Origin of the sequence: Pseudomonas sp. S8, assembly GCF_050473925.1 — a bacterium.
GTDB classification, from domain to species: Bacteria; Pseudomonadota; Gammaproteobacteria; order Pseudomonadales; family Pseudomonadaceae; genus Aquipseudomonas; species Aquipseudomonas parakoreensis.
On sequence record NZ_JBFDVZ010000016.1, the window covers coordinates 2,023,237 to 2,048,294 of the forward strand.

23 protein-coding genes are annotated in these 25,058 nt (G+C 61.6%); 10 read left to right on the plus strand and 13 right to left on the minus strand.

Going from position 1 to position 25,058, the window contains the following annotated elements:
- The first annotated feature begins 215 nt into the window (after nt 1-215).
- Genes AB1J88_RS10320 through AB1J88_RS10335 form a run of 4 tightly spaced genes read left to right on the plus strand, consistent with a single transcriptional unit; the run spans nt 216 to nt 5,778 of the window.
- Complete coding sequence (locus tag AB1J88_RS10320; protein ID WP_430290995.1) at nt 216-1,379, plus strand: isovaleryl-CoA dehydrogenase; 1,164 nt, start codon at nt 216-218, stop codon at nt 1,377-1,379.
- 13 nt (nt 1,380-1,392) lie between these two features.
- Entirely contained in the window at nt 1,393-3,000 is a 1,608-nt protein-coding gene (locus tag AB1J88_RS10325; RefSeq protein ID WP_041068786.1) for a carboxyl transferase domain-containing protein, read from the plus strand.
- 13 nt (nt 3,001-3,013) lie between these two features.
- Nucleotides 3,014-3,829: a gamma-carboxygeranoyl-CoA hydratase gene (locus tag AB1J88_RS10330; protein WP_198759125.1), complete on the plus strand. Its 816-nt coding sequence runs from the start codon at nt 3,014-3,016 to the stop codon at nt 3,827-3,829.
- Complete coding sequence (locus tag AB1J88_RS10335) at nt 3,829-5,778, plus strand: acetyl/propionyl/methylcrotonyl-CoA carboxylase subunit alpha (protein ID WP_430290996.1); 1,950 nt, start codon at nt 3,829-3,831, stop codon at nt 5,776-5,778. The genes AB1J88_RS10330 and AB1J88_RS10335 overlap by 1 nt, the downstream gene beginning before the upstream one ends.
- A gap of 39 nt (nt 5,779-5,817) precedes the next feature.
- Here AB1J88_RS10335 and AB1J88_RS10340 read toward each other — a convergent pair whose 3' ends face one another.
- Entirely contained in the window at nt 5,818-6,477 is a 660-nt protein-coding gene (locus tag AB1J88_RS10340) for a LexA family protein (protein WP_086794635.1), read from the minus strand.
- A gap of 131 nt (nt 6,478-6,608) precedes the next feature.
- On the opposite strand from AB1J88_RS10340, the gene AB1J88_RS10345 reads away from it, so the two are divergent.
- The 3 genes from AB1J88_RS10345 to AB1J88_RS10355 all read left to right on the plus strand — a co-directional run bounded on the left by AB1J88_RS10345 (nt 6,609) and on the right by AB1J88_RS10355 (nt 9,930).
- Nucleotides 6,609-6,947: a DUF6124 family protein gene (locus AB1J88_RS10345; RefSeq protein ID WP_003223691.1), complete on the plus strand. Its 339-nt coding sequence runs from the start codon at nt 6,609-6,611 to the stop codon at nt 6,945-6,947.
- 481 nt (nt 6,948-7,428) lie between these two features.
- Nucleotides 7,429-8,580: a M14 family metallopeptidase gene (locus tag AB1J88_RS10350; RefSeq protein WP_430290997.1), complete on the plus strand. Its 1,152-nt coding sequence runs from the start codon at nt 7,429-7,431 to the stop codon at nt 8,578-8,580.
- A 150-nt stretch (nt 8,581-8,730) separates the two neighbouring features.
- Nucleotides 8,731-9,930 carry an MFS transporter gene (locus AB1J88_RS10355; protein WP_430290998.1) on the plus strand — a complete coding sequence of 400 codons (1,200 nt, stop codon included), beginning with the start codon at nt 8,731-8,733 and terminating at the stop codon, nt 9,928-9,930.
- Here AB1J88_RS10355 and AB1J88_RS10360 read toward each other — a convergent pair.
- The 5 genes from AB1J88_RS10360 to AB1J88_RS10380 all read right to left on the minus strand — a co-directional run bounded on the left by AB1J88_RS10360 (nt 9,927) and on the right by AB1J88_RS10380 (nt 15,407).
- The gene (locus AB1J88_RS10360) at nt 9,927-10,472 is read right to left on the minus strand and encodes a cytochrome b (protein ID WP_430290999.1); all 546 of its coding nucleotides are present in this window, start codon (nt 10,470-10,472) and stop codon (nt 9,927-9,929) included. The genes AB1J88_RS10355 and AB1J88_RS10360 overlap by 4 nt on opposite strands.
- Nucleotides 10,469-11,563, minus strand: coding sequence for a catalase family peroxidase (locus tag AB1J88_RS10365; RefSeq protein ID WP_430291000.1), 1,095 nt, complete (start codon nt 11,561-11,563; stop codon nt 10,469-10,471). Before AB1J88_RS10365 ends, AB1J88_RS10360 begins: the two co-directional genes overlap by 4 nt.
- Before the next feature lie 117 nt (nt 11,564-11,680).
- Complete coding sequence (locus tag AB1J88_RS10370) at nt 11,681-12,448, minus strand: enoyl-CoA hydratase-related protein (RefSeq protein ID WP_430292683.1); 768 nt, start codon at nt 12,446-12,448, stop codon at nt 11,681-11,683.
- Between the two features lie 50 nt (nt 12,449-12,498).
- A complete protein-coding gene (locus tag AB1J88_RS10375; protein ID WP_222015235.1) occupies nt 12,499-13,833 on the minus strand; it encodes a hypothetical protein in 1,335 nt (444 codons plus the stop codon).
- The gene (locus AB1J88_RS10380) at nt 13,830-15,407 is read right to left on the minus strand and encodes an amino acid adenylation domain-containing protein (RefSeq protein WP_430292684.1); all 1,578 of its coding nucleotides are present in this window, start codon (nt 15,405-15,407) and stop codon (nt 13,830-13,832) included. Before AB1J88_RS10380 ends, AB1J88_RS10375 begins: the two co-directional genes overlap by 4 nt.
- A 238-nt stretch (nt 15,408-15,645) precedes the next feature.
- On the opposite strand from AB1J88_RS10380, the gene AB1J88_RS10385 reads away from it, so the two are divergent.
- Together AB1J88_RS10385 and AB1J88_RS10390 are read left to right on the plus strand one after the other, a co-directional pair.
- Nucleotides 15,646-16,152 carry an RNA polymerase sigma factor gene (locus AB1J88_RS10385; protein WP_222015237.1) on the plus strand — a complete coding sequence of 169 codons (507 nt, stop codon included), beginning with the start codon at nt 15,646-15,648 and terminating at the stop codon, nt 16,150-16,152.
- Nucleotides 16,149-16,904, plus strand: coding sequence for an anti-sigma factor family protein (locus AB1J88_RS10390; protein ID WP_041068759.1), 756 nt, complete (start codon nt 16,149-16,151; stop codon nt 16,902-16,904). The genes AB1J88_RS10385 and AB1J88_RS10390 overlap by 4 nt, the downstream gene beginning before the upstream one ends.
- 103 nt (nt 16,905-17,007) lie before the next feature.
- On the opposite strand, the gene AB1J88_RS10395 is transcribed toward AB1J88_RS10390, so the two are convergent.
- The 7 genes from AB1J88_RS10395 to AB1J88_RS10425 all read right to left on the minus strand — a co-directional run bounded on the left by AB1J88_RS10395 (nt 17,008) and on the right by AB1J88_RS10425 (nt 23,603).
- Complete coding sequence (locus AB1J88_RS10395; RefSeq protein WP_430291001.1) at nt 17,008-17,979, minus strand: Csu type fimbrial protein; 972 nt, start codon at nt 17,977-17,979, stop codon at nt 17,008-17,010.
- On the minus strand, nt 17,976-20,333 hold the full coding sequence (locus tag AB1J88_RS10400; protein ID WP_430291002.1) for a fimbria/pilus outer membrane usher protein: 2,358 nt from the start codon (nt 20,331-20,333) through the stop codon (nt 17,976-17,978). Before AB1J88_RS10400 ends, AB1J88_RS10395 begins: the two co-directional genes overlap by 4 nt.
- A gap of 225 nt (nt 20,334-20,558) precedes the next feature.
- Complete coding sequence (locus AB1J88_RS10405) at nt 20,559-21,347, minus strand: fimbrial biogenesis chaperone (protein ID WP_222015241.1); 789 nt, start codon at nt 21,345-21,347, stop codon at nt 20,559-20,561.
- 34 nt (nt 21,348-21,381) lie between these two features.
- Entirely contained in the window at nt 21,382-21,882 is a 501-nt protein-coding gene (locus AB1J88_RS10410; protein ID WP_430291003.1) for a Csu type fimbrial protein, read from the minus strand.
- Between the two features lie 4 nt (nt 21,883-21,886).
- The gene (locus AB1J88_RS10415; protein WP_007961145.1) at nt 21,887-22,423 is read right to left on the minus strand and encodes a Csu type fimbrial protein; all 537 of its coding nucleotides are present in this window, start codon (nt 22,421-22,423) and stop codon (nt 21,887-21,889) included.
- A gap of 19 nt (nt 22,424-22,442) precedes the next feature.
- Nucleotides 22,443-22,976 carry a Csu type fimbrial protein gene (locus AB1J88_RS10420; RefSeq protein WP_041068745.1) on the minus strand — a complete coding sequence of 178 codons (534 nt, stop codon included), beginning with the start codon at nt 22,974-22,976 and terminating at the stop codon, nt 22,443-22,445.
- A gap of 105 nt (nt 22,977-23,081) precedes the next feature.
- Entirely contained in the window at nt 23,082-23,603 is a 522-nt protein-coding gene (locus AB1J88_RS10425; protein ID WP_086794651.1) for a Csu type fimbrial protein, read from the minus strand.
- A gap of 287 nt (nt 23,604-23,890) precedes the next feature.
- Here AB1J88_RS10425 and zapE point away from each other — a divergent pair, with 287 nt between their 5' ends.
- Nucleotides 23,891-25,012 (plus strand): cell division protein ZapE, encoded by a 1,122-nt coding sequence (gene zapE, locus AB1J88_RS10430; protein ID WP_430291004.1) that lies wholly within the window; start codon nt 23,891-23,893, stop codon nt 25,010-25,012.
- The last annotated feature ends 46 nt before the right edge of the window (nt 25,013-25,058 follow it).

Below are 25,058 nucleotides of genomic sequence, written 5' to 3' on the forward strand. Positions count from 1 at the left end.
CGGCTTCGCCAACCATCGGGGATGAATCCCCTCGCCACACAAGCCCGCCCCCACCAAAAGCACTCCGCTTCAATCCTGAACTGGTCCTACTCTCGCCTATGTTGACGTTAACGTAAAGGGTGATTGACAGCCAACCAGCGCAGGCTTACGTTAACGTAAAGGTGAGAGCCGTTCGACTGCCCTCCCCACCCTACAAAAAAGCCAAAAGGTGACCCATGAGCTACCCATCCCTGAACTTCGCCCTCGGTGAAACCATCGACATGCTGCGCGATCAGGTTCAGTCCTTCGTCGCCGATCAGATCGCCCCACGCGCCGCGCAGATCGACCACGACAACCTGTTTCCGGCCGATATGTGGCGCAAGTTCGGCGACATGGGCCTGCTGGGTATCACCGTGCCGGAAGAGTACGGCGGTGCGGGTCTGGGTTACCTGGCGCACGTGGTGGCGATGGAAGAAATCAGCCGCGGTTCGGCCTCGGTGGCGCTGTCCTACGGCGCGCATTCCAACCTTTGCGTCAACCAGATCAACCGCAACGGCAACCACAAACAAAAAAGCAAATACCTGCCCAAGCTGATCAGCGGCGAACATGTCGGCGCCCTCGCCATGAGCGAGCCAAACGCCGGTTCCGACGTGGTCTCGATGAAATTGCGCGCCGACAAGCGCGGCGACCGTTTCGTGCTCAACGGCAGCAAGACCTGGATCACCAACGGCCCTGACGCCAACACCTACGTGATTTACGCCAAGACCGACCTGGAAAAAGGCCCGCACGGTATCACTGCATTCATCGTCGAACGCGACTGGAAAGGCTTCAGCCGCAGCAACAAGTTCGACAAGCTCGGCATGCGCGGCTCCAACACTTGCGAGCTGTTTTTCGATGACGTCGAAGTGCCGGAAGAAAACATCCTCGGCGTGCTCAACGGCGGCGTCAAAGTGCTGATGAGTGGCCTCGATTACGAGCGCGTCGTGCTGTCCGGCGGCCCGACCGGGATCATGCAGTCGTGCATGGACCTGATCGTGCCGTACATCCATGACCGCAAGCAGTTCGGCCAGAGCATCGGCGAGTTCCAGCTGATCCAGGGCAAAGTCGCCGACATGTACACCCAGCTCAACGCCAGCCGCGCCTACCTGTATGCAGTGGCCCAGGCCTGCGAGCGCGGCGAAACCACGCGCAAGGACGCCGCCGGGGTGATCCTCTACACCGCCGAACGCGCGACGCAAATGGCCCTCGACGCGATCCAGATTCTCGGCGGTAACGGCTACATCAACGAATTCCCGGCCGGCCGCCTGCTGCGTGACGCCAAGCTCTACGAAATCGGCGCCGGCACCAGCGAGATCCGGCGCATGCTGATCGGCCGCGAACTGTTCAACGAAACCCGCTAAAACGGAGCTGTCCATGGCTATCCTGCATACCCAGCTCAACCCCCGTTCAGCGGAGTTCGCCGCCAACAGCGCGGCGATGCTCGAACAGGTCGACGCCCTGCACACCCTGCTCGCCCACGTGGCGCAAGGTGGCGGCGCGAAAGCCCAGGAAAGGCACACCTCGCGCGGTAAATTGCTGCCGCGTGAGCGGATCAATCGCCTGCTGGACCCGGGCTCGCCGTTTCTGGAAATCAGCCAGCTCGCCGCGCACGCGGTGTATGGCGAAGACGTTCCCGCCGCCGGCGTGATTGCCGGGATCGGCCGGGTCGAAGGCGTCGAGTGCATGATCGTCGCCAACGACGCGACGGTGAAAGGTGGCTCGTACTACCCGCTGACCGTGAAAAAACACCTGCGCGCGCAGACCATCGCCCAGCAGAACCGATTGCCGTGCATCTATCTGGTGGACTCGGGCGGCGCCAACCTGCCGCGTCAGGACGAGGTGTTCCCGGATCGCGAACACTTCGGCCGGATCTTCTTCAACCAGGCCAACATGAGCGCGATGGGCATTCCGCAGATCGCCGTGGTCATGGGCTCGTGCACCGCTGGCGGCGCCTATGTGCCGGCGATGGCGGACGAAGCGATCATGGTGCGCAACCAGGCAACCATCTTCCTCGCCGGCCCGCCGCTGGTGAAAGCCGCGACCGGAGAAGTGGTCAGCGCTGAAGACCTCGGCGGTGCCGATGTGCACTGCAAGATTTCCGGGGTCGCCGACCATTACGCCGAGAGCGACGAACACGCCCTCGCCCTCGCCCGCCGCAGCGTTGCCAACCTCAACTGGCGCAAGCTCGGTGAAGTGCAACAACGCACGCCGATTGCGCCGCTGTACGCCAGCGATGAGTTGTACGGTGTGGTTTCCGCCGACGCCAAACAGCCGTTCGACGTGCGCGAAGTGATTGCGCGGCTGGTCGACGGCTCGGTGTTCGATGAATTCAAGGCGCTGTTCGGCACCACGCTGGTCTGCGGTTTTGCGCACCTGCACGGTTACCCGATCGCGATCCTCGCCAACAACGGCATCCTCTTTGCCGAAGCCGCGCAAAAAGGCGCGCACTTCATCGAACTGGCCTGCCAGCGCGGCATTCCGCTGCTGTTCCTGCAGAACATCACCGGCTTCATGGTCGGGCAGAAATACGAGGCCGGCGGCATCGCCAAGCACGGCGCGAAGCTGGTGACGGCGGTGGCCTGTGCCAAGGTGCCGAAATTCACCGTGATCATCGGCGGCAGCTTCGGCGCCGGTAACTACGGCATGTGCGGGCGCGCTTACGATCCGCGCTTCCTGTGGATGTGGCCGAATGCGCGCATCGGCGTGATGGGCGCCGAGCAGGCTGCGGGCGTGTTGGTGCAGGTCAAGCGCGAGCAGGCCGAACGCAGCGGGCAGGCCTTCAGCGCCGCGCAGGAAGCCGAGATCAAGCAACCGATCCTCGACCAATACGAAGAGCAGGGTCACCCTTACTATTCCAGCGCACGACTGTGGGACGACGGCGTCATCGACCCGGCGCAGACTCGTGACGTGCTGGCTCTGGCCTTGTCCGCGTCGCTGAACGCGCCTATCGAACCGAGCCGCTTCGGCGTGTTCCGGATGTGATCGGGAGAACCCTATGAGCGACTTCAACACCCTCGAATTGCAGAGCGATCCACGGGGTTTCGCGACCCTGTGGCTGAGCCGCGAAGAAAAGAACAACGCGTTCAACGCCGAAATGATCCGCGAACTGATTCTGGCGCTGGACAAGGTGGCCAGCGATGCCAGCCTGCGTTTCCTGCTGGTGCGCGGACGCGGCAAACACTTCAGCGCCGGCGCCGATCTGGCGTGGATGCAGCAATCGGCCGAGCTCGATTACCACACCAACCTCGACGACGCCCGGGAACTGGCGGAGCTGATGTACAACCTCGCCAAGCTGAAAGTCCCGACCGTGGCCGTGGTGCAGGGCGCGGCGTTCGGCGGCGCGCTGGGGCTGATCAGTTGCTGCGACATGGCGATTGGCAGCGATGACGCGCAGTTCTGTCTGTCGGAAGTGCGCATCGGCCTGGCACCTGCGGTGATCAGTCCGTTCGTGGTGCAGGCCATCGGCGAACGGGCTGCGCGTCGCTACGCCCTGACCGCTGAACGTTTCGGCGGGCAGCGTGCGCGGGAAATCGGTTTGTTGTCCGAGAGCTACCCGGCCGCCGAGCTTGATCAAGCGGTCGAACAATGGATCGACAACCTGCTGCTCAACAGTCCCGCCGCGATGCGCGCCAGCAAGGATCTGCTGCGCGAAGTCGGTAACGGCGCGCTGACCCCGGCGCTGCGCCGTTACACCGAAAACGCCATCGCACGCATCCGCGTCAGCCCTGAAGGTCAGGAAGGCTTGCGCGCCTTTCTGCAAAAACGTCCGCCAAGCTGGCAGGCTGCAACCACCCCCAAGGAGCCGCGTTGATGAGCGCACCTGTCCTCACCACCCTGCTGGTGGCCAACCGTGGCGAAATCGCTTGCCGGGTCATGCGTACCGCCAAGGCGCTGGGCCTGACCACCGTCGCCGTGCACAGCGCGACCGACCGCGAAGCGCGGCACAGCCGGGAAGCGGATGTCCGCGTTGATCTCGGTGGCAGCAAAGCCGCTGACAGCTATTTGCAAATCGACAAACTGATCGCGGCGGCCAAGGCCAGCGGCGCGCAGGCGATTCATCCGGGTTATGGCTTTCTGTCGGAAAATGCCGGCTTCGCCCGCGCCATTGAACAAGCCGGGCTGATTTTCCTTGGTCCACCCGCCTCGGCCATCGACGCGATGGGCAGCAAATCGGCGGCCAAGGCGTTGATGGAAACCGCCGGCGTGCCGCTGGTGCCGGGCTATCACGGCGAGGCGCAGGATCTCGATACCTTCCGCGATGCCTGCGCACGCATTGGCTATCCGGTGCTGCTCAAGGCCACGGCCGGTGGCGGCGGCAAAGGCATGAAAGTTGTTGAGGACGTCAGCCAATTGGCCGAAGCCCTGGCCTCGGCGCAGCGTGAGGCGCAGTCGTCATTCGGCGATTCGCGGATGCTGGTGGAGAAATACCTGCTCAAACCACGCCATGTGGAAATTCAGGTGTTCGCCGATCAGCATGGCAACTGCCTGTACCTCAACGAGCGTGATTGTTCGATTCAGCGCCGGCACCAGAAAGTCGTCGAAGAAGCCCCGGCCCCGGGCCTGACTCCGGAGCTGCGCCGGGCCATGGGCGAAGCGGCTGTGCGTTCGGCGCAGGCGATTGGTTACGTCGGCGCGGGGACCGTGGAGTTCCTGCTGGATGCGCGCGGCGAATTCTTCTTCATGGAGATGAACACGCGCTTGCAGGTCGAACACCCGGTCACCGAAGCGATCACCGGACTCGATCTGGTGGCGTGGCAGATTCGTGTGGCGCGCGGCGAAGCGTTGCCGATCACCCAGGATCAGGTGCCGCTCAATGGCCATGCGATTGAAGTGCGCCTGTATGCCGAAGATCCGTCGAATGATTTCCTGCCGGCTACCGGCCGCCTGGATTTGTATCGTGAATCGGCTGCGGGACCAGGGCGTCGGGTCGATAGCGGTGTTGAGCAAGGTGATGAAATTTCGCCGTTCTACGACCCGATGCTCGGCAAGCTGATCGCCTGGGGCGAGGATCGCGAGCAGGCGCGGCTGCGGCTGTTGAGCATGCTCGATGAGTTCGCGATCGGCGGTTTGAAGACCAACATCAACTTCCTGCGGCGGATCATCGCGCATCCAGCGTTTGCCGCCGCGGAGCTGGATACCGGGTTCATTCCGCGTTATCAGGAAACGCTGCTGCCTGCTCCGAGGGAGTTGAGCGATGAGTTCTGGCAAACCGCAGCACAGGCTTTTGCACAGGGTTTGCCTAGCGCTGTTCGGGAAGATGATCCGGGATCGCCGTGGGCCTTGAACCGAGGTTTGCGCGCGGGCCTGCCGGCGGAAATCACTCTGCACTTGAGCTGCGAGGGCCAGGACCGGGCGTTGACGCTGGGCATCACCAGCCACGCCCGACTTTGCGGTGAAACGCTGGTGGTCGAGCGCGACGGCGTGCGCCGCACCTTGCGCGCCATTCGCCAGGGCGATTCGCTGCACCTGCAATGGGACGGCGAGTTACGGCGTATTCAGACCTACGACCCGATCAGCGCCGTCGACGCCAGCCACAGCCATCAGGGCGGTCTGACTGCGCCCATGAACGGCAGCATCGTGCGGGTGTTGGTGGAGGCCGGGCAATCGGTCGAGGCCGGTGCGCAACTGGTGGTGCTGGAGGCGATGAAGATGGAGCACAGCATTCGCGCGCCCCATGCGGGAGTGATCAAAGCGCTGTATTGCCAGGAAGGCGAAATGGTCAGCGAAGGCAGCGCTTTGGTTGAACTGGAAGCCTTGTAGCCAGAGGATCGATCCTGAGCCGAACGAGGATCGATCTGGCTAGAAACGCGCTGTGGCCTGAACCACTACGCCAATGATTCGACACTCATCGGTGAACAAGGCTTTGGGCCAGGTCGGATTGAGCGGTACCAGATAACGCTGGCCGCCCTCTTCGTCCAGCTTGCGAAAGATCGCTTCATCGCAGCCTTGCCACTGGGCGATCACCAGTTTGCCGGGCAGTGCTTCCACCTCAGGGTCAACCAGAATCAGCATGCCCTCGGCAATGCTCTGGCCGGTCGGTGCGGTCATGGAATCCCCCGCCACCGTCAGCCAGAACGCCGCACCACGGGCGTGATAATCCGTCAGTTCGAAGCGCTGCTTGTCCTGCGTCGGAGCATAGGTTGTGGCTGCACTCTCGCGGATTTCGCACGAGGTGGACCAGTCACTGACCGGGTAGCGGAAGTACGGGTTGTACTTCTGTGCCAATGGCATTTCGTCATCCGCCGCTTCCTGCGGTTCACGGATCACCAGCACCACTTCGAGGAAGTCCATGCCCAGCGCCTGCAACACGCGGTTCATTTGGGTGATGCCCGGTTCGCGGCGTTTGTTCAGCCAATGGCCGATGCCGCCCTGGGACATGCCGACGCGCTCTCCGAGCTCTGTTTGAGTGATTTTGAGTTCACTCATCTTGGCCTTGACCAACTCAATCCATTTATCCATGTGCGGCACCTTACTTGCCCCGCCTTCGGCCGGCAAAACACATATTGTAGTATTTAAATTCTGGTCACAACTACGCATCGTACTATCCTGAAAGCACGGACTTCCAATCGAACAAGGAGTGACCCTTCACCATGAATATCAGCAGCAAAGACTTGCCCGATCTGCAAATGGACACCACGTTTACCTCCCCTCAAGGCAACGCGGCAGCGCAGCGAGCGCTGGACTATTACTTGAAACCAGCTGTGTCAGAACCCGAGGTCGATGAGCGTTTTTTTGATGTGAAACGCCATCTGAGCGGCGAGGAAGCGCTGGTGCATGCGTCAGATCTGCTGCGTTGCGCAGCGGCCACCGCCTTCAAGGCAGCCGAAAACCTGCAGGGCGCAAGCCGTGACCTGGCCTTTTCGGTGGTGCATATGGTGGATATGGCGCGAGCGATGGTCGACCATTCGATTGATGGCGAGCAGCTCTGACGAACACGGGAAGTGAGCGGACAGGAAAGAATTTTCCAATCGCGCAGATAAAAACGTTTGACTTGCAAATGATAATGATTATTATTGCAAGCAGCTGATCGCGAGATCAGTCGATGGACCAGAGACCTCAGGTCGGTCTTCTGGACTATCTCCTCATCAGGCTAATCACGGTTTTTGACCCGGCTTTTTGCCGGGTCTTTTTTTGCCCGTTTTTCGGGCTTATGGCTTCAGGCTAATGAAGTCTGTGGGTGCTGCAAATTCGATGGCGCGGATAATATCAAAAGAATATCGCTTGGCAAGCTTGGCCCGGCCAGATTGGGGCAAACCAATGACAATTAGCACTTGAGAATCAATCGCACAGTCTCTAAGCTGCTTGCGCGTCACGGAAGACGCCCCCTACCGCAAGCCGCAATTTCCCTCGGTTTCACCTCAGTCTTGCGTGTAAAGTAGCCGCCATAAAAATCATATTCAGGAACCGATTATGACCGTGGCCAAATCTTCGTTCGACATCAGCGCCAACTTCGACAGCGGCAACATCCAAGTCATCGACATCTCCAATCCGCTCAACCCGGTTCTGGCCATCCGCCCGGATACCCGCAGCGCGCATTTTCAGTGGTTCCACTTCAAGGCCAGCGGCCTGCATGTTCATCAGGAACACTGGTTCCGCCTGGTCAACGCCAGTCAATCCTCCTACAACAAGGCCTGGACCGGCTATCAGGCTGTCGCTTCCTACGACCACGTCAACTGGTTCCGCATTCCCACCAGTTTCGAAGGTGACAGCCTGCGCTTTTGCCTTGAAGCCGAGCAAACCCACGCCTGGTTCGCCTACTTCGAACCCTACAGCCGCGGTCGTCATGACTGGTTGATCGAGCAGGCGCTGACCAAGGCCGGCACCGAACTGCTGGCCACCGGCAAGAGCGTCGAAGGGCGTGACATTCAGTTACTGCGCAAGGGCAGCGGTGTCGAGAGCCAGCGCAAAATCTGGATCATCGCGCAACAGCACCCGGGCGAGCACATGGCCGAATGGTTCATGGAAGGCGTGATCGAGCGCCTGGAACGCCACGACGATCCGGTGCTGAACAGACTGCTGGCCAGCGCCGATTTGTATCTGGTGCCGAACATGAACCCGGACGGCGCCTTCCACGGTCACCTGCGCACCAACGCCATGGGCCAGGATTTGAATCGCGCCTGGCAGAGCGCCAGTCAGGACGTCAGCCCCGAGGTACTTTTCGTACAACAGCAGATGGAAAAGTATGGCGTCGATCTGTTCCTGGACGTACACGGTGACGAGGAAATCCCCCACGTGTTCACCGCCGGTTGTGAAGGCAATCCGGGTTACACGCCGCGCATCGAGAAGCTCGAAGAGCATTTCCGCACGCACCTCAAGCACACCACCAAGGACTTCCAGACCCAGTTCGGCTACACCCGCGACGAACCGGGCCAGGCCAACATGACGCTGGCCTGCAACGCGGTCGGTCAGACATACGACTGCCTGTCGCTGACCCTGGAAATGCCGTTCAAGGATCACGACGATCATCCGAACAAAGAAACGGGCTGGTCGGGCAAACGCTCGAAACAGTTGGGCAAAGACGTGCTGACCACCATCGCCGACATGGTCGACACCCTGCGCTGATTCCTCCCCCCGCTCCACCCGAAGATCGCAGCATGGTCTGCGATCTTTTTTTTGCGCGATCAAATGCCATGACCGACAAGGTTGCAAATTAAAACCAGAATGCTTACTTTGATTCTGGTTTTAATTTGAAACCCAAAAAGGAATCAGGGCATGCAACCTCAACCACTCAAAAGCAGCGTGGTGCTGCTGTTCGCCATTGCCTGCGGTCTGGCCGTGGGCAACGTGTATTACGCGCAGCCGCTACTGGACGCCATGGCCGACGCATTCGCCATGTCACCGGCAAGCATCGGTATCGTCATGACCTTGACGCAGATCGGTTACGGCATCGGTCTGGTATTGCTGGTGCCCCTCGGCGATCTGCTCAACCGACGCCGACTGATCGTCACCCAGACCCTGCTCTCGGCAGTCGCCCTGCTGATGATTGCGCTGGCACCCAACAGTCTGTGGCTGCTGCTCGGCATGTCGTTGACCGGTTTGCTCGCGGTGGTGACGCAAGTGCTGGTGGCCTACGCCGCGACATTGGCCATCCCGGCGCAACGCGGTCGAGTGGTCGGCGTGGTCACCAGCGGAATCGTCGTCGGTATTCTGCTCGCCCGTACCGTGGCCGGTGCCATGGCTGATCTGGCCGGCTGGCGGGCGATTTATCTGTTGTCGGCGGGGCTGACGCTGCTGATGGCCTTTCTACTGTTGCGCGTCCTGCCCAGGCGTGAGTCCGCGCAACGGTCCAGCGCTTACGGCGCGCTGATCGTCTCGGTGTTCCGCCTGTTCAAACAAGAGCCGGTGCTGCGCCAACGGGCAATTCTCGCGTTGCTGACCTTCGCCAGCGCTATGGTCCTGTGGACGCCGATGGTACTGCCGCTGGCCGCCCCGCCGCTGTCGTTGTCGCACAGCGAAATCGGCCTGTTCGGACTGGCCGGCGCCGCCGGGGCACTGGCTGCAGCACGCGCCGGACATCTCGCCGATCGCGGTCTGGGCCAATGGGTCAGTGGTGTGTCGCTGCTGCTGATGCTCGCCTCGTGGCTGCCAATCGCCCTCACCCAATCCTCGTTGTGGGCGCTGTTGCTGGGGGTGATCACTCTGGATCTGGGCCTGCAGGCCGTACACGTCACCAGCCAGAGCATGATCTACAGCGTGCGCCCCGAAGCGCAAAGCCGCCTCACTGCCGGCTACATGCTGTTCTACTCGATTGGCAGCGCCGTGGGTTCAATCCTTTCCACGGCGACATACGCGTGGGCCGGCTGGAGCGGCGTGTGCCTGCTTGGCGCCGCTATCAATGCGCTGGCGCTGGGTTACTGGTGGCTGACCCTGAAAAGTGGCGCACCGCAGCGGTGCGCCACACAGGCCGGTTAATTGCGCTGGCGACCGCGCAACATGCTGTCGAGCACCTCGTCGCGGCGCACCCAACCGTGGAACAGCGCCGCCGCCAGGTGTAACAGCACGGTCAGAAACAACAGGTACGCCAGATAACCGTGCGCCTTGCGCAACATGGCAAACACCTGCGCATCGGCCGGCAGGATCGACGGCAATTGCAGGGTATTACTGAGCATCACCGGCTCCCCCGACGCACTGATCATCGCCCAACCGAGCAGCGGCAGCACCAACATCAATGCGTACAACAACACATGCGAAGCCTTGGCCGCCATCACCTGCCAGCCCGGCAGATCGGCCGGTAGCGGCGGCTGTCGGGTAGAAAACCGTACCAACAGGCGCACGACCACCAGCAGCAAAATCGCAATCCCCAGCGGTTTATGCAGGTGAATCAGCCATTCATGCCGCTGTGAGACCGAAGTGACCATGCCGGCGCCAATGAACAACATGGCGATGATCATGACCGCCATCAGCCAGTGCAGGAGCCGCGCCAACAGCGCGAAATGAGTCGGTTGCGTGCTCATGGGCGAGCCTCCTGTCTGGCGGCGGGCAGTTGGCTGACTTCACTGGTACGCCGCAGGTAGGAATCGGCGTAACCGGCGGAACGCGCAGCGAGCAACGGGTCGTCGGAGCCTTCGATACCGGCGGGCAGCACCAGCGGATCGTAATTGATGTCTCGGCATTCACCGCTGAGCTGCGGCTGGGTCTTCTCCAGTACCAGCGTGCCGGCGTTGATCACCTTGCGGCCGTCGGGCCAGGTTTTGCTTGCATCGTTTACCGGGTCACCGGGGTTGGCCAAGGTGATGTTCAACTGCCAGCGCAACGGCCCTTCGGCCAGTCGCTGCACCAAATCCTTTTCCAGAAAATCCGCGCCCTCCGGCGCTGTTGCTCCGGCGGCATCGCGCGCCAGTGGCGTGACGCTCCAGCGCACCGCCTGCTTCTGCCCACTGGCGCTGACCAGATAGAACGCATTCACGCTGTTGTAGGTTTCGGTGGCATAGCTGGCCGAGGGTTTGGCGGTCTTCACCCACGTCAGGAACGGCACGGCTTCCGGGTGCGCGGCGAAGAATGCCGGCACCTTCGACGGGTCCGGTTTGCCCGTGACCGGATCCGGCGACTGCGCCTGCTGCAATTGATAGAACGCTTCGGGCGTGCCGACCGGGAACACCGGCATGCTGTTCATCCCGGTGCGCCATTGCTGACCGTTGGCCTGACTGAAACGCAGCGCCAGACTGCGAATCGGTACGCTGCTGTCCGGGGCGTAGGGATTGCCCGCCGGCAATGCGAAGCGCCCGACCACCGGAGTCCGCGCCTCGTTGAACACCTGCGCGACAGAAAACGCCCGCGCCTCGCCGCTGCTCTCAAAATGCCCGATCACGCACACGCCTTTGGCGTGGTTGCGACGGAACCCGGGATGCACGCCGTTGTTTTTCTCCAGCACATCGACCAGCGCCTTGGGCGTCAGACGTTGTGGGTCAAGGTTACCGTGGACGTAGGCAAACGCCCCGGCGACAGCCGCGACAACTATCGCGATGCCGCCAAGACGCAGCACCAGGCTTGCGCCACTCAAGGGCGGACGCTGCGGCCCGCCCGGGGGTGAGGTGCGATCAACCATGAAAGACTCCAGGGCCATCGGCCATAGGGAAAGGTGCTATGAGACGTTCGTCTCGCAGGGTTATTCCCTTTGAACTGTAGTTTCTTTCATCTGATCGCGAGCGACGTATTCAAACCACTAGCGGTCCAGCTCAAATCGAGGCGCACGCTTCTCCAGGAATGCCCGCATGCCTTCCCGTTGCCCCGGCGTCGCGAACAAGCCATGGAAGGAACGGCGCTCGAACACAATGCCCTCGCGCAAGCCCGATTCATCAACGCGGTCTACGGCCTCCCGCGCCGCACGCACCGCCGTGCGCGGAAAACCACTGATCTGTTGCGCGACGGCCAATGCTTGCGGCAAAACCTCGGCGGAATCGGTCACCCGCGATACCAGACCGGCCTGCTCGGCTTGCGCGGCGCAAAGCGAGCGTCCGGTCAGAATCATGTCCATGGCTTTGGCACGACCAATCAAGCGGGTCAAACGCTGGGTGCCGCCCATTCCAGGCATGACCCCAAGCCTGATTTCCGGCAACCCGAACTGCGCGGTGTCCGCCGCAATGATCACATCACACATCATGGCAAGCTCGCAGCCACCGCCGAATGCGTAGCCGCTCACCGCTGCGACTTTCGGTGTGCGTAGCCGCGAAAAGGCCTCCCAACCGGCGAAATAGTCTTCGCGGATCATGTCAGCACAACTCTTGTCGTACATTTCACGAATATCCGCGCCCGCAGCGAAGTAGTCCTTCGTCCCGGCGATGACGAAACAGCCCACCTGCGGATCGCTGTCCAGCGACTGCAACGTCGCCAGCAACTCTTGCATCAGTGACGTGCTCAGCGCATTTCGGGCTTGGGGGCGGTTCAGTCGAATCAGGGCAACCCGCCCATGTCGTTCAATCAACAGGTTCATGACAATCTCTTCAAACAAGGGAAAATTTCAGTAAGTCACAGGCGCGGTCGTCAGGAGTCCCAGAGGGCGCCGTAGGCCGCAATGCCTCGCGCCTCCATTTCCTCGACAACACGTTCAGTCAGTGTTTGATTGGAAATGCAGATCACCGCCTCGGCACCGGTTGCCTGGACGGCCGCGTAGGCCAACGCCACCAGATCCGGCTTACCCGATAGGTCGGTATCCCAGATATGCGCACCGGGTTGAGCCCGAAGAATTTCGTCCACCAGTTCATCGCCATAGGTCTTGCGCGGGCTGCGGGTTGACCAGATCAGGTGGATCGGCACTTGTTGTGCCAGCAGGTGCGGCAACACCGGACCGATGCCACTGCCGGTCGCGACATACACCACCGACTTGAACAGCGTTTCAATGTGGGCAACACCTGCGGTAGTGATGCCCTTGACCCAGACATGAGTCGATGGCTGATCAATCAAGCGCCCCGTCCAATCGCCCGCGCGGGAAATGATCAAGCGAAAACCAGGCTGGCCCGGCGCAGGAATATTGGCAAATGAATGCCATTCCCACAGCGGATTGAGGCTGATGGCCGTGGACGATCCGGCAAACGGCGTCAGATGCTCGAACCCTGCAATCAGCACATGCGACGACGGCTTTACCTGTGTCACCGGCACCCTGCGCAGGCGCAGCCACGGCAGGACGATGCTGAACGTCAGTAATAGCAGCATCCAGAACGAGGTCGAGTCGCCAAGCATCTGCAGCAGGCTCGCCTTCGGGTTCTGATCACGGGCGGCGATCAGTGTCATCACCCAAAACAGCCCGAGTGCCGTCCAGCCGCCAAAACGATGGGTTCGTTCAAACGCGTTATGGAACGTCGAGCGAATGCGCGGCAGTGCCATGATCGCCATCAACAACAGCACGCCGAGCAGGCTGCCACTGACAGCCAACAGCGTCATCGAGACGGTACCCGGCCCCGCGAATCGATCCTGGAGCATCACCGCCAACAACAGCGCAAACCAGACGATCGCGGCAACCGCACCACCGCTGTGCAGACCACCAAAATGATAAACCTTGGCCAGCGAGCGCCGAATTGCCAGCGGCCAGCTAGTGGGGACGCGGGTTGCGAGCCAGAACAGCAGATTGATCAGGTACTGCTGGCGAACCAGAATCGCCAATGACAGATTCGCCGTGACCCAGCCAGACAGCGTCGGCAATGCGAGACTGTCGCCTGTCCACCATTGCCCAGCGGTCAGACCATGGCCCAACGCTGCGACATTGACGATCAGCACCAGCGCAAACAAACGGTTGTAGTGGGAAAACACCGGCAGCGAGCCCAACCGCCGCCAAAGTGCCCGCCGGGGGGGCAAGACCAGGCCCGCATCCAGCCGACTCATTGCCCCGTCTCCTGAGCGTTGCTCTGCTGCCGTTGATGCGCCATGGCCCATTCGAGTAACAGACGCTTGTCGACTTTGCCTCGGGAAGTGAGCGGAATGCTGTCCACCGCCAGAATGAGAGTCGGCACGCAGTAATAGGCCAAGCGCTGTTCGCAGCAATGGCGGGCAGCGACGATGTCCGTGGTGCGCGGATAGACAAACGCCACCAGGTTGCGATTGTCGAGTTTCAACGTAACCGCCCGCTCGCAGCTCGGGGATGCCTCAAGCGCAGTGGAAACCGAGTCAAGTTCCACACGGAAACCGCGAATCTTGACCTGGTCATCGACCCGTCCCAGGTGCTCCAACTCACCGTCCTGCGTCCAGCGGCCCAGGTCTCGGGTGCGGAACATCATGCGGCCCTCACCGAGAAAGGGGTCAGCGCGATAGCGTTCAGCGGTCAATTGCGGATTGCACAGATAACCTGCCGTCACACAATCCCCGCCCGCCCACATTTCGCCCGGCTCACCGGGCGCGCATAACTGCCCTGCCTCATCCAGCACATACACGGTGTTGTTCGGCGTCGGCTTGCCAATGGTCAAGGCGCCTGGTTGCCGGTAGCGCTGCATGGTGTTGACGATGGTGGTTTCGGTCGGCCCGCAGGCGTTATAGAACTGGCAAAACGATGCCCAGCGATCTGCCAGGGGTTGCGGACAAGGCTCACCCGCCAGCGCCACCACCCTCACACGGGTGCAACGTTCCGGCTCCAGCGTGGCAAGAATCGACGGCGTGGCGATCAGCACATCACACTGCTCGGCTGTCGCGGCGATGTTCTTGCCGCGAATCAGCAACGTTGCGCCATGGGCCAGACACCCGAAAATCTCCCAAGCCGCCATGTCGAAGGCAATGTTGAGGATTTGTCCGACCTTGCATCCCGGCTGCATACCGAGGTTGCCCGGGGCGGTCAGCAGAATATTGCAGACATTACGTTGCGTGACACGTACGCCATTGGGTACGCCGGTCGTGCCCGAGGTGAACAGCACGAAGCACAGCGAATCGGCCGAAATCTGTTGACCGGCGGGGTTGCGCTCATCAGCTTGCGATGACGGCGTCTTGATAAAGGTATCGAGGTGTATGCAGTGCTGCAGTGTCGTCAGCGGGATTGCGCACGCCAGCTCCGAGAGCGTCAGTACGATGCGCGTGCGAGCGACCTTCATGATGTGCTGCAACTGGTGCGTCGGTGTGATCCCCACATGCTGAGGAATGTAGGCAGCGCCGATTTTCAGTGTTGCCAGCATCCCCACCAGCATAGGAATCGAGCGCTCGACAAACAGCGCGACATGATCGCCAGCGGCCACCCCTTGCTCAAGCAGATGCCTAGCGAGGCGATTGGCCTGCCGGTTCAATTCGCCATAGGTGATTGTCTCGCCCCGACAGTGAGCCGCGATGCCCTCGGGCATGCGCACCGCTTGCGCCTCAATGGCGTGGTGAATCAGAGAAAATGCCGGTGTGGCTTTCGGGCCACACCCAAAACGTTGCCATGAACTATCAATTCCCGCACGGGATTGCGGCTGGTTGGAAATTGCGAAAGCTTGCATAAAAAAGGTCCCCCTTGATCTCATCGGGCGACAAAGCGCATTCGGCGAGGTTGCCTGCCTGCGCATGTCGAACCCGTTGAGCCGGGACATGCAACATTATTACGCTGACTACAAAACGCGACGAACTTTCCTACCCAGTTAAGAAAAAAAACTTTCACGCAGATTCATGGAATAACCTGCATCAAGCGGCGTCTTGCTAATCAATACCGCCGTTTCTACCCCAGGCATGCCCCTTTCCATGAACACACTCGACGAACACCTGCGTGAGTTGATTCCCCGTCTGAGGCGCTTCGCCCTGTCTCTGACGCACAATGGCGCCAGCGCCGACGATCTGGTGCAGGCCAGCCTTGAACGGGCCTTGTCCGGCTGGAGCGGCAAACGCGCCGAGGGTGACGTGCGTGCATGGCTGTTCGCAATCCTCTATCGGCAGTTTCTCGACGCCCATCGGCGCTCCCGTCGTTATGCGCGGATGCTCGAATTCTTCACCGGTCGCGATGACGCCGAGCCCTCGACCGAGCGCACGGTGATCGCCCAATCGACCCTGCAAGCCTTCGATCGCCTGCCTGCTGAACAGCGAGCCCTGCTGTTGATGGTTTCGGTGGAAGGCTTGAGCTACAAGGAAGTCGCGCAAATCCTTAACGTCCCCAGCGGCACGGTGATGTCGCGTCTGTCCCGCGCTCGTCAGGCCTTGCGCCAGCTCAGCGACGGCGAAATCAGCAGCCCTTCCTTGCGGATACTCAAATGATCAGCATGCCCCCCAGCGAACGCGACCTGCACGCGTACGTCGACCACCAACTCAGCGAGGCCGATCGGCGCGTCCTCGACGCCTGGCTGGCCAATCATCCGGACACCGCCGCACAGGTTCGCGCCTGGCAGCAGGATGCCCAACAATTGCGCGCTGCGCTGGGCGGTGCGTTGCAACAACCGACGAATCCGCAGTTGGATCCGGCGCAGATTCGCCAGCGTCTCAAGCGTCAATCACGGCGTCATCTGGCCAGCGCGGCAGTTTTGCTGATCGCGGTCGGCCTCGGTGGTTTCAGTGGCTGGCAGGCGCGGGAAATGACCCTCGCGCGCGCCTCTGTGCTGCCAATGACCGATGCCTTGCAGGCCTATCGACTGATTGCACAGCAGGGAATATTGCCGGCGGACTATAAAGTCGACAGTGACGGCGACATGCAGCATTGGCTCGACCGGTATTTCACTCAGGCCAGTCGTCTGCCGGATCTGAAATCCGCCGGCTTCGAACCGGTCAGTGGCCGTCTGCTCAGCACCGACGAAGGTCCGGCGGCGATGGTGATGTATGAGGATCGCAGCGGTCACAAGGTCAGTTTCTACGTGCGGCCACCGGGGCCGAAAAACACCTTTCTGCCACGCGGCAGCCGCAGCGACGGCGATCTGCAGGCCGATTACTGGTCCGGCGGCGGGTACAACTATGCGATGGTCAGCCCAACAGACTCGCCGGCGGCGCAGCAGTTGAAGCAATCAATGCAATTCTGAAAGCCCCACTGTAGGAGCTGCGGCACGCTGCGATCTTTTGACCTTGATGTTAAAAATCAAAAGATCGCAGCGTGCCGCAGCTCCTACAGGGGACTGTGTTGGGTCAGAAACCCACGTCCAGCACCACATTGTCCAGGTAAGTCCCCGCCGGCGGCGTGGTCTGATCGGTGTAGATTTTCGCGTTGTAATTGAAGATCTGGCTCCCGGTGCCCAGACCATTTCCTGGATTGACCTCGGCGTCAGTGCTCGACCGGCGCGCACTGCCGACACTGCCCCAACGAGTAGTCCCGGCGCTTTTGAAGATGTCGTAGGCCAGATAATTGCTCCCGGAAATCATCCGCCGCCGACCGCCGACACTGACCGGGTTCTGCCCATCGCTCAAACCGACGGTGTAGGCGCTGCCCTTGGTGCAGGCCAGATTGATCGTCTGCCCGGTCACCGGCATAAAGGCGCTGATCACCGGCGCGCTGCCAAAGGCAATGTTTGGCGCGGTAATCGTGCAGTCGTTGGACACGGTCAGGTTCACTGTCAACGTCGCCGTACCGCTGTTGATGTCGCGCCCCAGGCAAATACTGCCGGCACCGATCCCGGAGCAGTAATTCCAGTTCCAGAAAATACTCAGGGTTTCTGTGTAGACCCCGGCGGCAACGTTGCTGCCAATGGTCGTACTCAGGTACAGCGGCACGGTTTTCGGGGTGGTGCCGTTGAGCAGCCCCAAAGCGTCGATGATGCCATTGCGGGCGAAGTCGAAGGCGGTGCCACGGGTCACCGGGTAGCTGGTGCTGTTGTTGGCGTAGATCGTGTAGCCGATGACATCGCCGGTCGGCCCGAGCAAGCCGCTCTGGGTCGAGGTGATGGTGGCGTAAAAGTGATCATTGCTGGTCAGCAGGGTCAGCAGCGAACCCGTACAACTCAACCCGGCGTTGAGCGTGGAACTGGGCTGCGTCGTGGTGCGCACGGCAATCGAACTGATCGAACCGAACGCCGCCGCAGTGGTACTGACCACCGAACACAAGGCCTGTGCCGCCCCAGGCAGCAGCAGCGCCAGACACAGGCAAATCCGCGCCGCGCTCATTGACACACCAACGGGCCGATCAGCGGCACCTGGCTTTGTTGCATATCCACATTGAACTGCGACTTGCAGGTCTTGCCGTCCGCCAGCGTCACCAACAACGAGTTCTGTGCCTGCAGGTTTTCCAGGTAGACCAGGCCATCCCAGCCAACCACCGTGCGCGCCCCGCTTTGCTCGTGCAACACGCCCGCGCCCAACGGCAGTTCACGTTGCTGCGCGTCCACCAGCACGATACTCGCAGCGATCACCCGACTCAGTGGAAACTCCAGCAAATAACCGCTGCCCCGGCGCACGGCGATGCGCTGCTCGACGTTGGGGCTGCGCACGTTGGCCGGCAGGTTCAGCGGATCGATTTCATATTTGCCACGGTAATAGGCGCTGCTCCAAGGCACCAGCAGATGGCCGTTCTTGTCGGTTTGACCGACCTGCTGGTTTTCGTAGCGCACTGGAATGTCGGCAAAGCCATCGGTACTGACCACCACAAATGCATCGTCGATACGATTGGCCGCGAATACCTGGCGATCCATCCACACCAGCGAGCCACTGGCATCAGCCCAACGGGTTTCGGCGTCTGAAGTGCCGTAGACCCCGGCCTGCAATTGCACCGATTGCAGACGCCAGGTCAGGTCGGCCTGACGATAATCGGGGCCATCACCCTCGGCGTAGCCCAGATTGAAACCGACCCCGCCCTCGGTCGGCACCGAACGACTGTAATTGACCCGCTGCTGACTCTGCCCGGTCTTGCTGCGCTCGCTGCTGATCGCCAGACTGCCGCGCAGATCGAACGGGATCACCAGTTGCGCCTGCACTGCCCAGTGGCTGTCGCCGATCTCGCGGTTGGCCGACAGATAGAAGCTGCTGTTGCGCCACAGCGGTTTGCTCCAGCTCAGGTTGAGCAGACGCGTGCGCGAATCGTCCGCCGCGCGCACGTCGAAATAACCGGCACCGAGGCTGCCCCAACGGTCGAGGTTGACACTCAGGGTCGCCTGCTCGCTGCGCCGGCTGAGGCTGATGTAAGGCGTGTCGATCACACTCAGGTCGGCGTATTGGTCGCGGCGTTGCAAGCGTTGCCAGGAAAAACTGTAGCGCTGGCTGCTGTACTGATAACCGAGGCTGAACTGGTTGCCCCCCTCGCCTTCGAAACGGCTCTGACTGATGGCGCTGTTGAGCACGCCGAAATTGCCCAGACGCAGGTTGCCGCCGATGCCGCCGAGGGTCAGCGAATCCGCCGCTTCGGCATGGCTTTCCAGAGTAAAGCTGTCACTGACGCCGTAGCGCAGGCTGCCGGAGGTGACTCCGGTGCCGTAGCTGAAGTCCTTCAAACCGTAATCGCGGCGCAACGTACCGGCAGCCACGGAAAAATCGCTCAGGCCTTTTTGCAGCAAACTGCTGGTGACATAGAACGGCACCGTCGTCGACACTTGCCGCCCCAGCGCATCGGTGGTCACCACCACCGCCTCCCCGGCGCCGTTGATGAACGGAATGTTGGTCAGGGTATACGGCCCCGGTTGCAGGTCGGTGCTGCTGGACTTGTAGCCATTGATAAACAGATCTACCGAGGACGGCACCGCCGCTTCCCCGGCGAACTGCGGCAAGGGATAGGTCACCAGATCCGGACGCACGGCAAAGTCCCGCGAGAACTGCACACCGCCCAGACGCACCGAGTTGCTCCAGGGCAAGGCGCCGCTGATCACGTCGCCGCCTTCGTAGGTGAGCATTCGCTCGTCATCCGAGTAACGCCAGGTGGTGTCGTAGCGCAGATAGCCGTTGTCCAGCGTACTGAGCGAATCGCCGGACAAGGTGCGCCGGTACTGACCGGTGTTGGACAGGGTGCCCCAGCCGTCGAACAGCCGCAGCTCGTTCCAGGCCGCCAGATAGGTGCCGGCGTCGTCGGTGTCGTTGAGGTACAGGTCATAATTGAACAGCGCACCGAAGCTGCTCAGCGCCGGAGTGCGCGGATAGTTCTCGCGATTGCCGATGAACTGGTCCGGCAGCCACTGCGGCGGAACATCCAGCAGCAGGCGCTGACCGACACTGTCGTACTCGCTGTGCAGTCCCGGCAGGCCGTCAAGATCGACTTCGTCAGCACTACCGTCAGGCAGTTTCATCCCGGTTTCGCGTAATGCGCTGGCCGGCAGAAACAGATGCCCGTCACGCTGCTGTACCGCCACTACCCGCCCGGTGTTCATCTGATTGACCACCAACTCCAGAAACAACTGTGCATCACTGACGGCCTCCATGCCGCTGGGAGGCGGCGGCAATTCGCCGGCCCCGGTGGGTTGCACGACCATCAGGCACCACGCGCCAGTCATTAGCCACAACGGACGCTGAATACGACGAGCCCATCCTGAGCTCATACACGCTTTACGTCCGTCAATGGACTGAATCCTCCTGATGCCACCGCCCTCAATGACAGGTTGCTACTCATTGTGGTGAGGGGATTTATCCCCGATGGGGCGCGCAGCGTCCCTCACTTTTACCCATGCGTCTGAGTGGCGTATATCGACAACTGCTACACAGTTGGACGGAGGCAAAACCCTCTCGCCAAAGAATCACTTAACCAGGACTGCTCAGCCCGGCCATTACTTCGCTGGCGCAATGCTCTGCACCTGCGCCCCGCCATTGACCCGCACCTGCAGCGCCGACTCGCTCGCCAAGGGGCCCGGTGCCGGCCAGCGCATCACCGCCCCCGGCAGCACGTAACCCAACAGGCCCTCGGCCAACGGCTTGCTTTGCCCGCCTTGTTTGATCGCCACGTCAGTCAGCCGCGCATGCACCGCGCCCTGATTGCGCACTTCGACATACGGCCGGCCATCCACCGCCACCGTGCGCCAGCTCAATTGCGGCAGCCCCACGCCTTTGGGATCGCGCGGCCGCGTGCTGTCCTCTTTGCTCCACAGCCCCGCGCCGTAGGCAAACAACGGCACTGAATAACGCATCTGGAAGCGAATCGCCGCCGCCGTTTTGCCGCCCTCGGCAGCCGGTGGCTGAGCGCCAGGGATTTCGTCGATGATGATCCGGTAAGCCAGTTCCTGTCCCGGCGGCACATCCTTGGTTCGGGTCAGGCGCACCAGTTGTTTCTGGCCCGGTTCGATCTTCGCCACCGGCGGGCTCCCGATCACGTCACGCTGGTTCTGGTATTGCTCTTCAAAGCCGCTCTGGCTCCAGCCGAACACTCGGATCTGCAGGTTGGCGGTTTCCGTGCCGCGGTTCTCCAGCCACAACGCACTGGCCTGTTGATCGGCCTCCAGCACCGGATCGATCGGCCAGATCAGCACCGAACTGGCGGCCTGCGCATTGCCAGCCCCAAGCATCATCAGCGCCAGCATCACGCGCTGCGCAACCGAATGCCGTGAAGTCACTGCCCCCATGAACCTGCTCCTTGTCGGCCATTCAAACGTCGCCTCACCACGACAGTTGCACCTGCAACACGTCGATGTACGTCCCCCCAGGCTGATTGCCCGGCAACTGCACCTGCCCATAAATCGGCAGGCTGATGTTGTTCGCATCGCTGTAAGCCACCGCCACGCTCTGACTGATGCCCAGACTCTGGCTGTAAGCCGCATCGCGAAACAGCGCGTACGCCACCCGCGCACTGCCGCTGTTGAGCTGCATATGCCGACCACTGCTGTTGTACTGGCCGCCATCGACGCTCATGTTCAGCGTCACGCCCGGTGTGCATTGCAACTGCACGCCACCGGTCAGCGCCACTTGCACCGTGCCGGTACCCAGAGCCGAACTGGTACCGAAATTCAGCCCACCGTAATTCGAGACACCGCCCACCACCAGGCACCCCGGGGTGATGGTGGCGCTGACCTGAAAGCTCTGGCTGGTGGCGGCCCCCAGCGGCAGCGGCACACTGCCCGCACAGAGCAGGAGCAGCGCGGCACAGCCCTGACGGCGCATGGCATCAGAACGTCAGTTCGACAGCGACGGTGTCGGTGTACGTGCCCGCCGGCAAACCGGCCTTGCCCACCGCCTGACCGTAGATGTTCACCGTCTGTGCCACGCCGGTGCTGGTCGCCAGGTTGATCGTGCCGTCAATCGGCAGCAGCTGCGAATGCCCGGCATCGGTGTAGAAATCGTAAGGCACGTAGTTGGCGACACCGTCGTACAACGCACGTGCACCGCCCGGCGATTGACCGTCGTGGGCGCCGGCGCGCACCTTGACCACCGGCGTGGTGCCGCTCGAGCAAAGAATCGACAGCGCCCCGCCACCACCGCCCAACACTTGCCCGCTGGCGGTGGTAAACAGGCTGTTGGCAGTGCCGAAGTTCAGCGCACCGAAGTTCAGCCCGGTGGAGCCGCCGGCGCCATTGACCTGACAACTGCTGATCAGGGTCAGGCTGGCGGTGATCTGGCCGGTGACCGTGGTGGCGGCGTGGGCACTGGAAACCAGCGTCAGGCCGAGCAACGACAAACCTATCCTTGATGCAAACGTGCGCATGGTGTCCGTCCTCTACGGGTTACCAGTCGAGCGTCACCGTCAGCGTGTCGGTATAGACACCTGCCGGTACCGCGCGGGTATTCGCCACCACCGTGCCAAAGACCGGAATCGGTATCTGCGCACCGCTGGTGACAGCGAAATTGTGTTGTTGGCCGATGCTGTAGCGTTGGCTGCCGGAGGCATCCAGGAACAGTTGATAAGGCAGGGTCTGGCGTCCGTTGCTCAGGCGGCGGGTGGTACCGTCGCCGTGGGTGCCGCCGTCGATGGTGACCGTGAAACCGGTGACCGAGGGATTGCAGGCGACATTCAGCTTGCCGCTGCTGTCGCCGTCGAGACTGGCCTTGATGGGCGAAGTCCAGGTCGGCCCCTGCTGACCGAAATCAAGGGTGCCCAGATTGCTCACCGGAATCGCCGGGGTGGCGCTGTTGGTGACTTCGCACCCGGCGATCAGGATCAGTCGCGCGTTGATCTGCCCGCTGATCGCCGCCTGTGCGTCGTCAGCGAGCAACAGCAGCGTACCCGTGGCGATGACCATCCAGTGCTTGCCTGTCATTGCGTCCGTCCCTACTCCTTCAGGATGCCTGCGTACCTTGCGTTCAGCATTGAACGCCCCTTCCCTGCGCGACCCGCCTCCAGCGAATTGCCTGAAATCCTGCACTCACCAGGTCACGGTGACTTTCACCAGATCCGAATAGCGGCTGACCTGCGGCACCTGCGCCAGACGCTCGATCCGCGCGTAAAGCGGCAACTCCACCGTGCCGGTGTCCGGCACCCGGCCGCTGACTGGCACGTTCACCACCAGCGGCACCCGGCGCGCCGCGTCCTGATACAGCCGATATGGAATCGGCTGGCTCCCCGCCGCCCCCGCCATGTAGCGAACCTCACCAACTCCGCCATGCAGGCCACCGTCGACCCGCAGTTGATACGGCGTGTCGGGGTTGCACTCCAGGCGCGGCAGACGCTGATTGGTCAGCGCCGCACCCAGTGGCCCGGCCGGATCATCGAGACGCGCAGCACTGCCGAAATCCAGCACGCCCAGCTGTTCAATACCTGCCTCGCGCTGCTGGCCGATCAACTGGCAACCACGCTGCACGTCAACGCGAACTTCGACCTGAAGATCCGCCGCATGCACCGAGGCCCCAAGCACCCCGAGCAGGCCCATCACCACACGTACAATCACTGTCCCATTCCTTGTGAGGGAACATCCTGGATGACGTTACTGTGTTTCAGGGTAGCAACGGACGACGAATCCGCCAGTCGATTGGATCCATGGATCTGCCGGGATATGTTTCGAAAGTTTGGCAACACGACGAATTACATCGCTGAAAATAGCTGTACGTCCCGCACAAATCTGTTCAGTGATCGCCCACAGTCGACGAGCCGCGATGGAAGCCTGACGCCGCCTCTGGTTACACTACGGCGCCGCGCTCCCGGGCGCCGGCCTGATGACTACGGAGTGACTGCACTGTGCCCTCTCGAGCGCCCAAACGATCGCCACTGACCCAACGCTGGTCGGCGCTGCGCCGCTGGTTCGCCAAGGGCCGGCCAGCCAGTGCCGGGCATGACGCCACTGCCCGCTCGATCCAGGAATACTTCCGGCTCAAGGCTCACAGCCAGGGTTACACCCTCAGCCACAGCCAGCAGCGGGTGATCGATTGCATGGCACAACAGGCCAGCCTGTTGTTCGGTGCCAGGCCGCAAACGCCGCCGAGTCTGTACCTGCATGGTGCGGTCGGACGCGGCAAGAGCTGGCTGCTCGAAGGCTTTTTTCAGGCCCTGCCCACCGCGCAGAAACAGCGCGTGCATTTCCATGAATTCTTCGCCCGATTGCATCAGGGCATGTTCGAGCATCGCGAACAGAACGATGCCCTCGGCGTCACCCTCGATGAACTGTTACACGACTGCCGGGTGCTGTGTTTCGACGAATTTCATGTGCATGACATCGGCGATGCCATGCTCATTACCCGGCTGTTCAAGGCCTTGTTTCAGCGCGGCATTGTGTTGCTGGTGACCTCCAATTATCCGCCGGAGGGCTTGCTGCCTAACCCGCTCTATCACGCGCGTTTCAAACCGGTGATCGACTTGATCAACGCACGCATGCACGTGATGGAGGTCGGCGGCCCCCACGATTACCGCAGTCAGGCGAGCAATCATGCGCACCAGGTCTTCACTCAAGGTCATTATGTGTGGCCGGCCGCAGCGACCCAGCGCCAGGCGCTGAATCTGCCGCCCGAGGGTGCGCCAGCCATGGCTCTGCCGGTGGGCAGCCGCCACATTCAGGCGCGCCTGTGCGAGGGTCGCCGGGTGGCTTTCAGCTTCAACGATTTGTGCGAGCAACCGACGGCGGTGATGGATTACCTGGAACTGTGTCGGCGTTTCGACCTGTGGATCATCGACGACCTGCCGGAACTGGACGAACGCTCGATCGCCGCGCAACAGCGCTTCATCAACCTGATCGACGTGCTCTACGACCAGGACAAACACCTGACCCTGCTCAGCCGCTTGCCGCTGCGCGAGACCCTGAGCGGCAACGCCATCGATCTGGCCCGCACCCGCAGCCGTCTGGGGCAGTTGCAGGAAATCCACTGATCCCATTAATCACCACCGATTACCACTGTGGGAGCGAGCTTGCTCG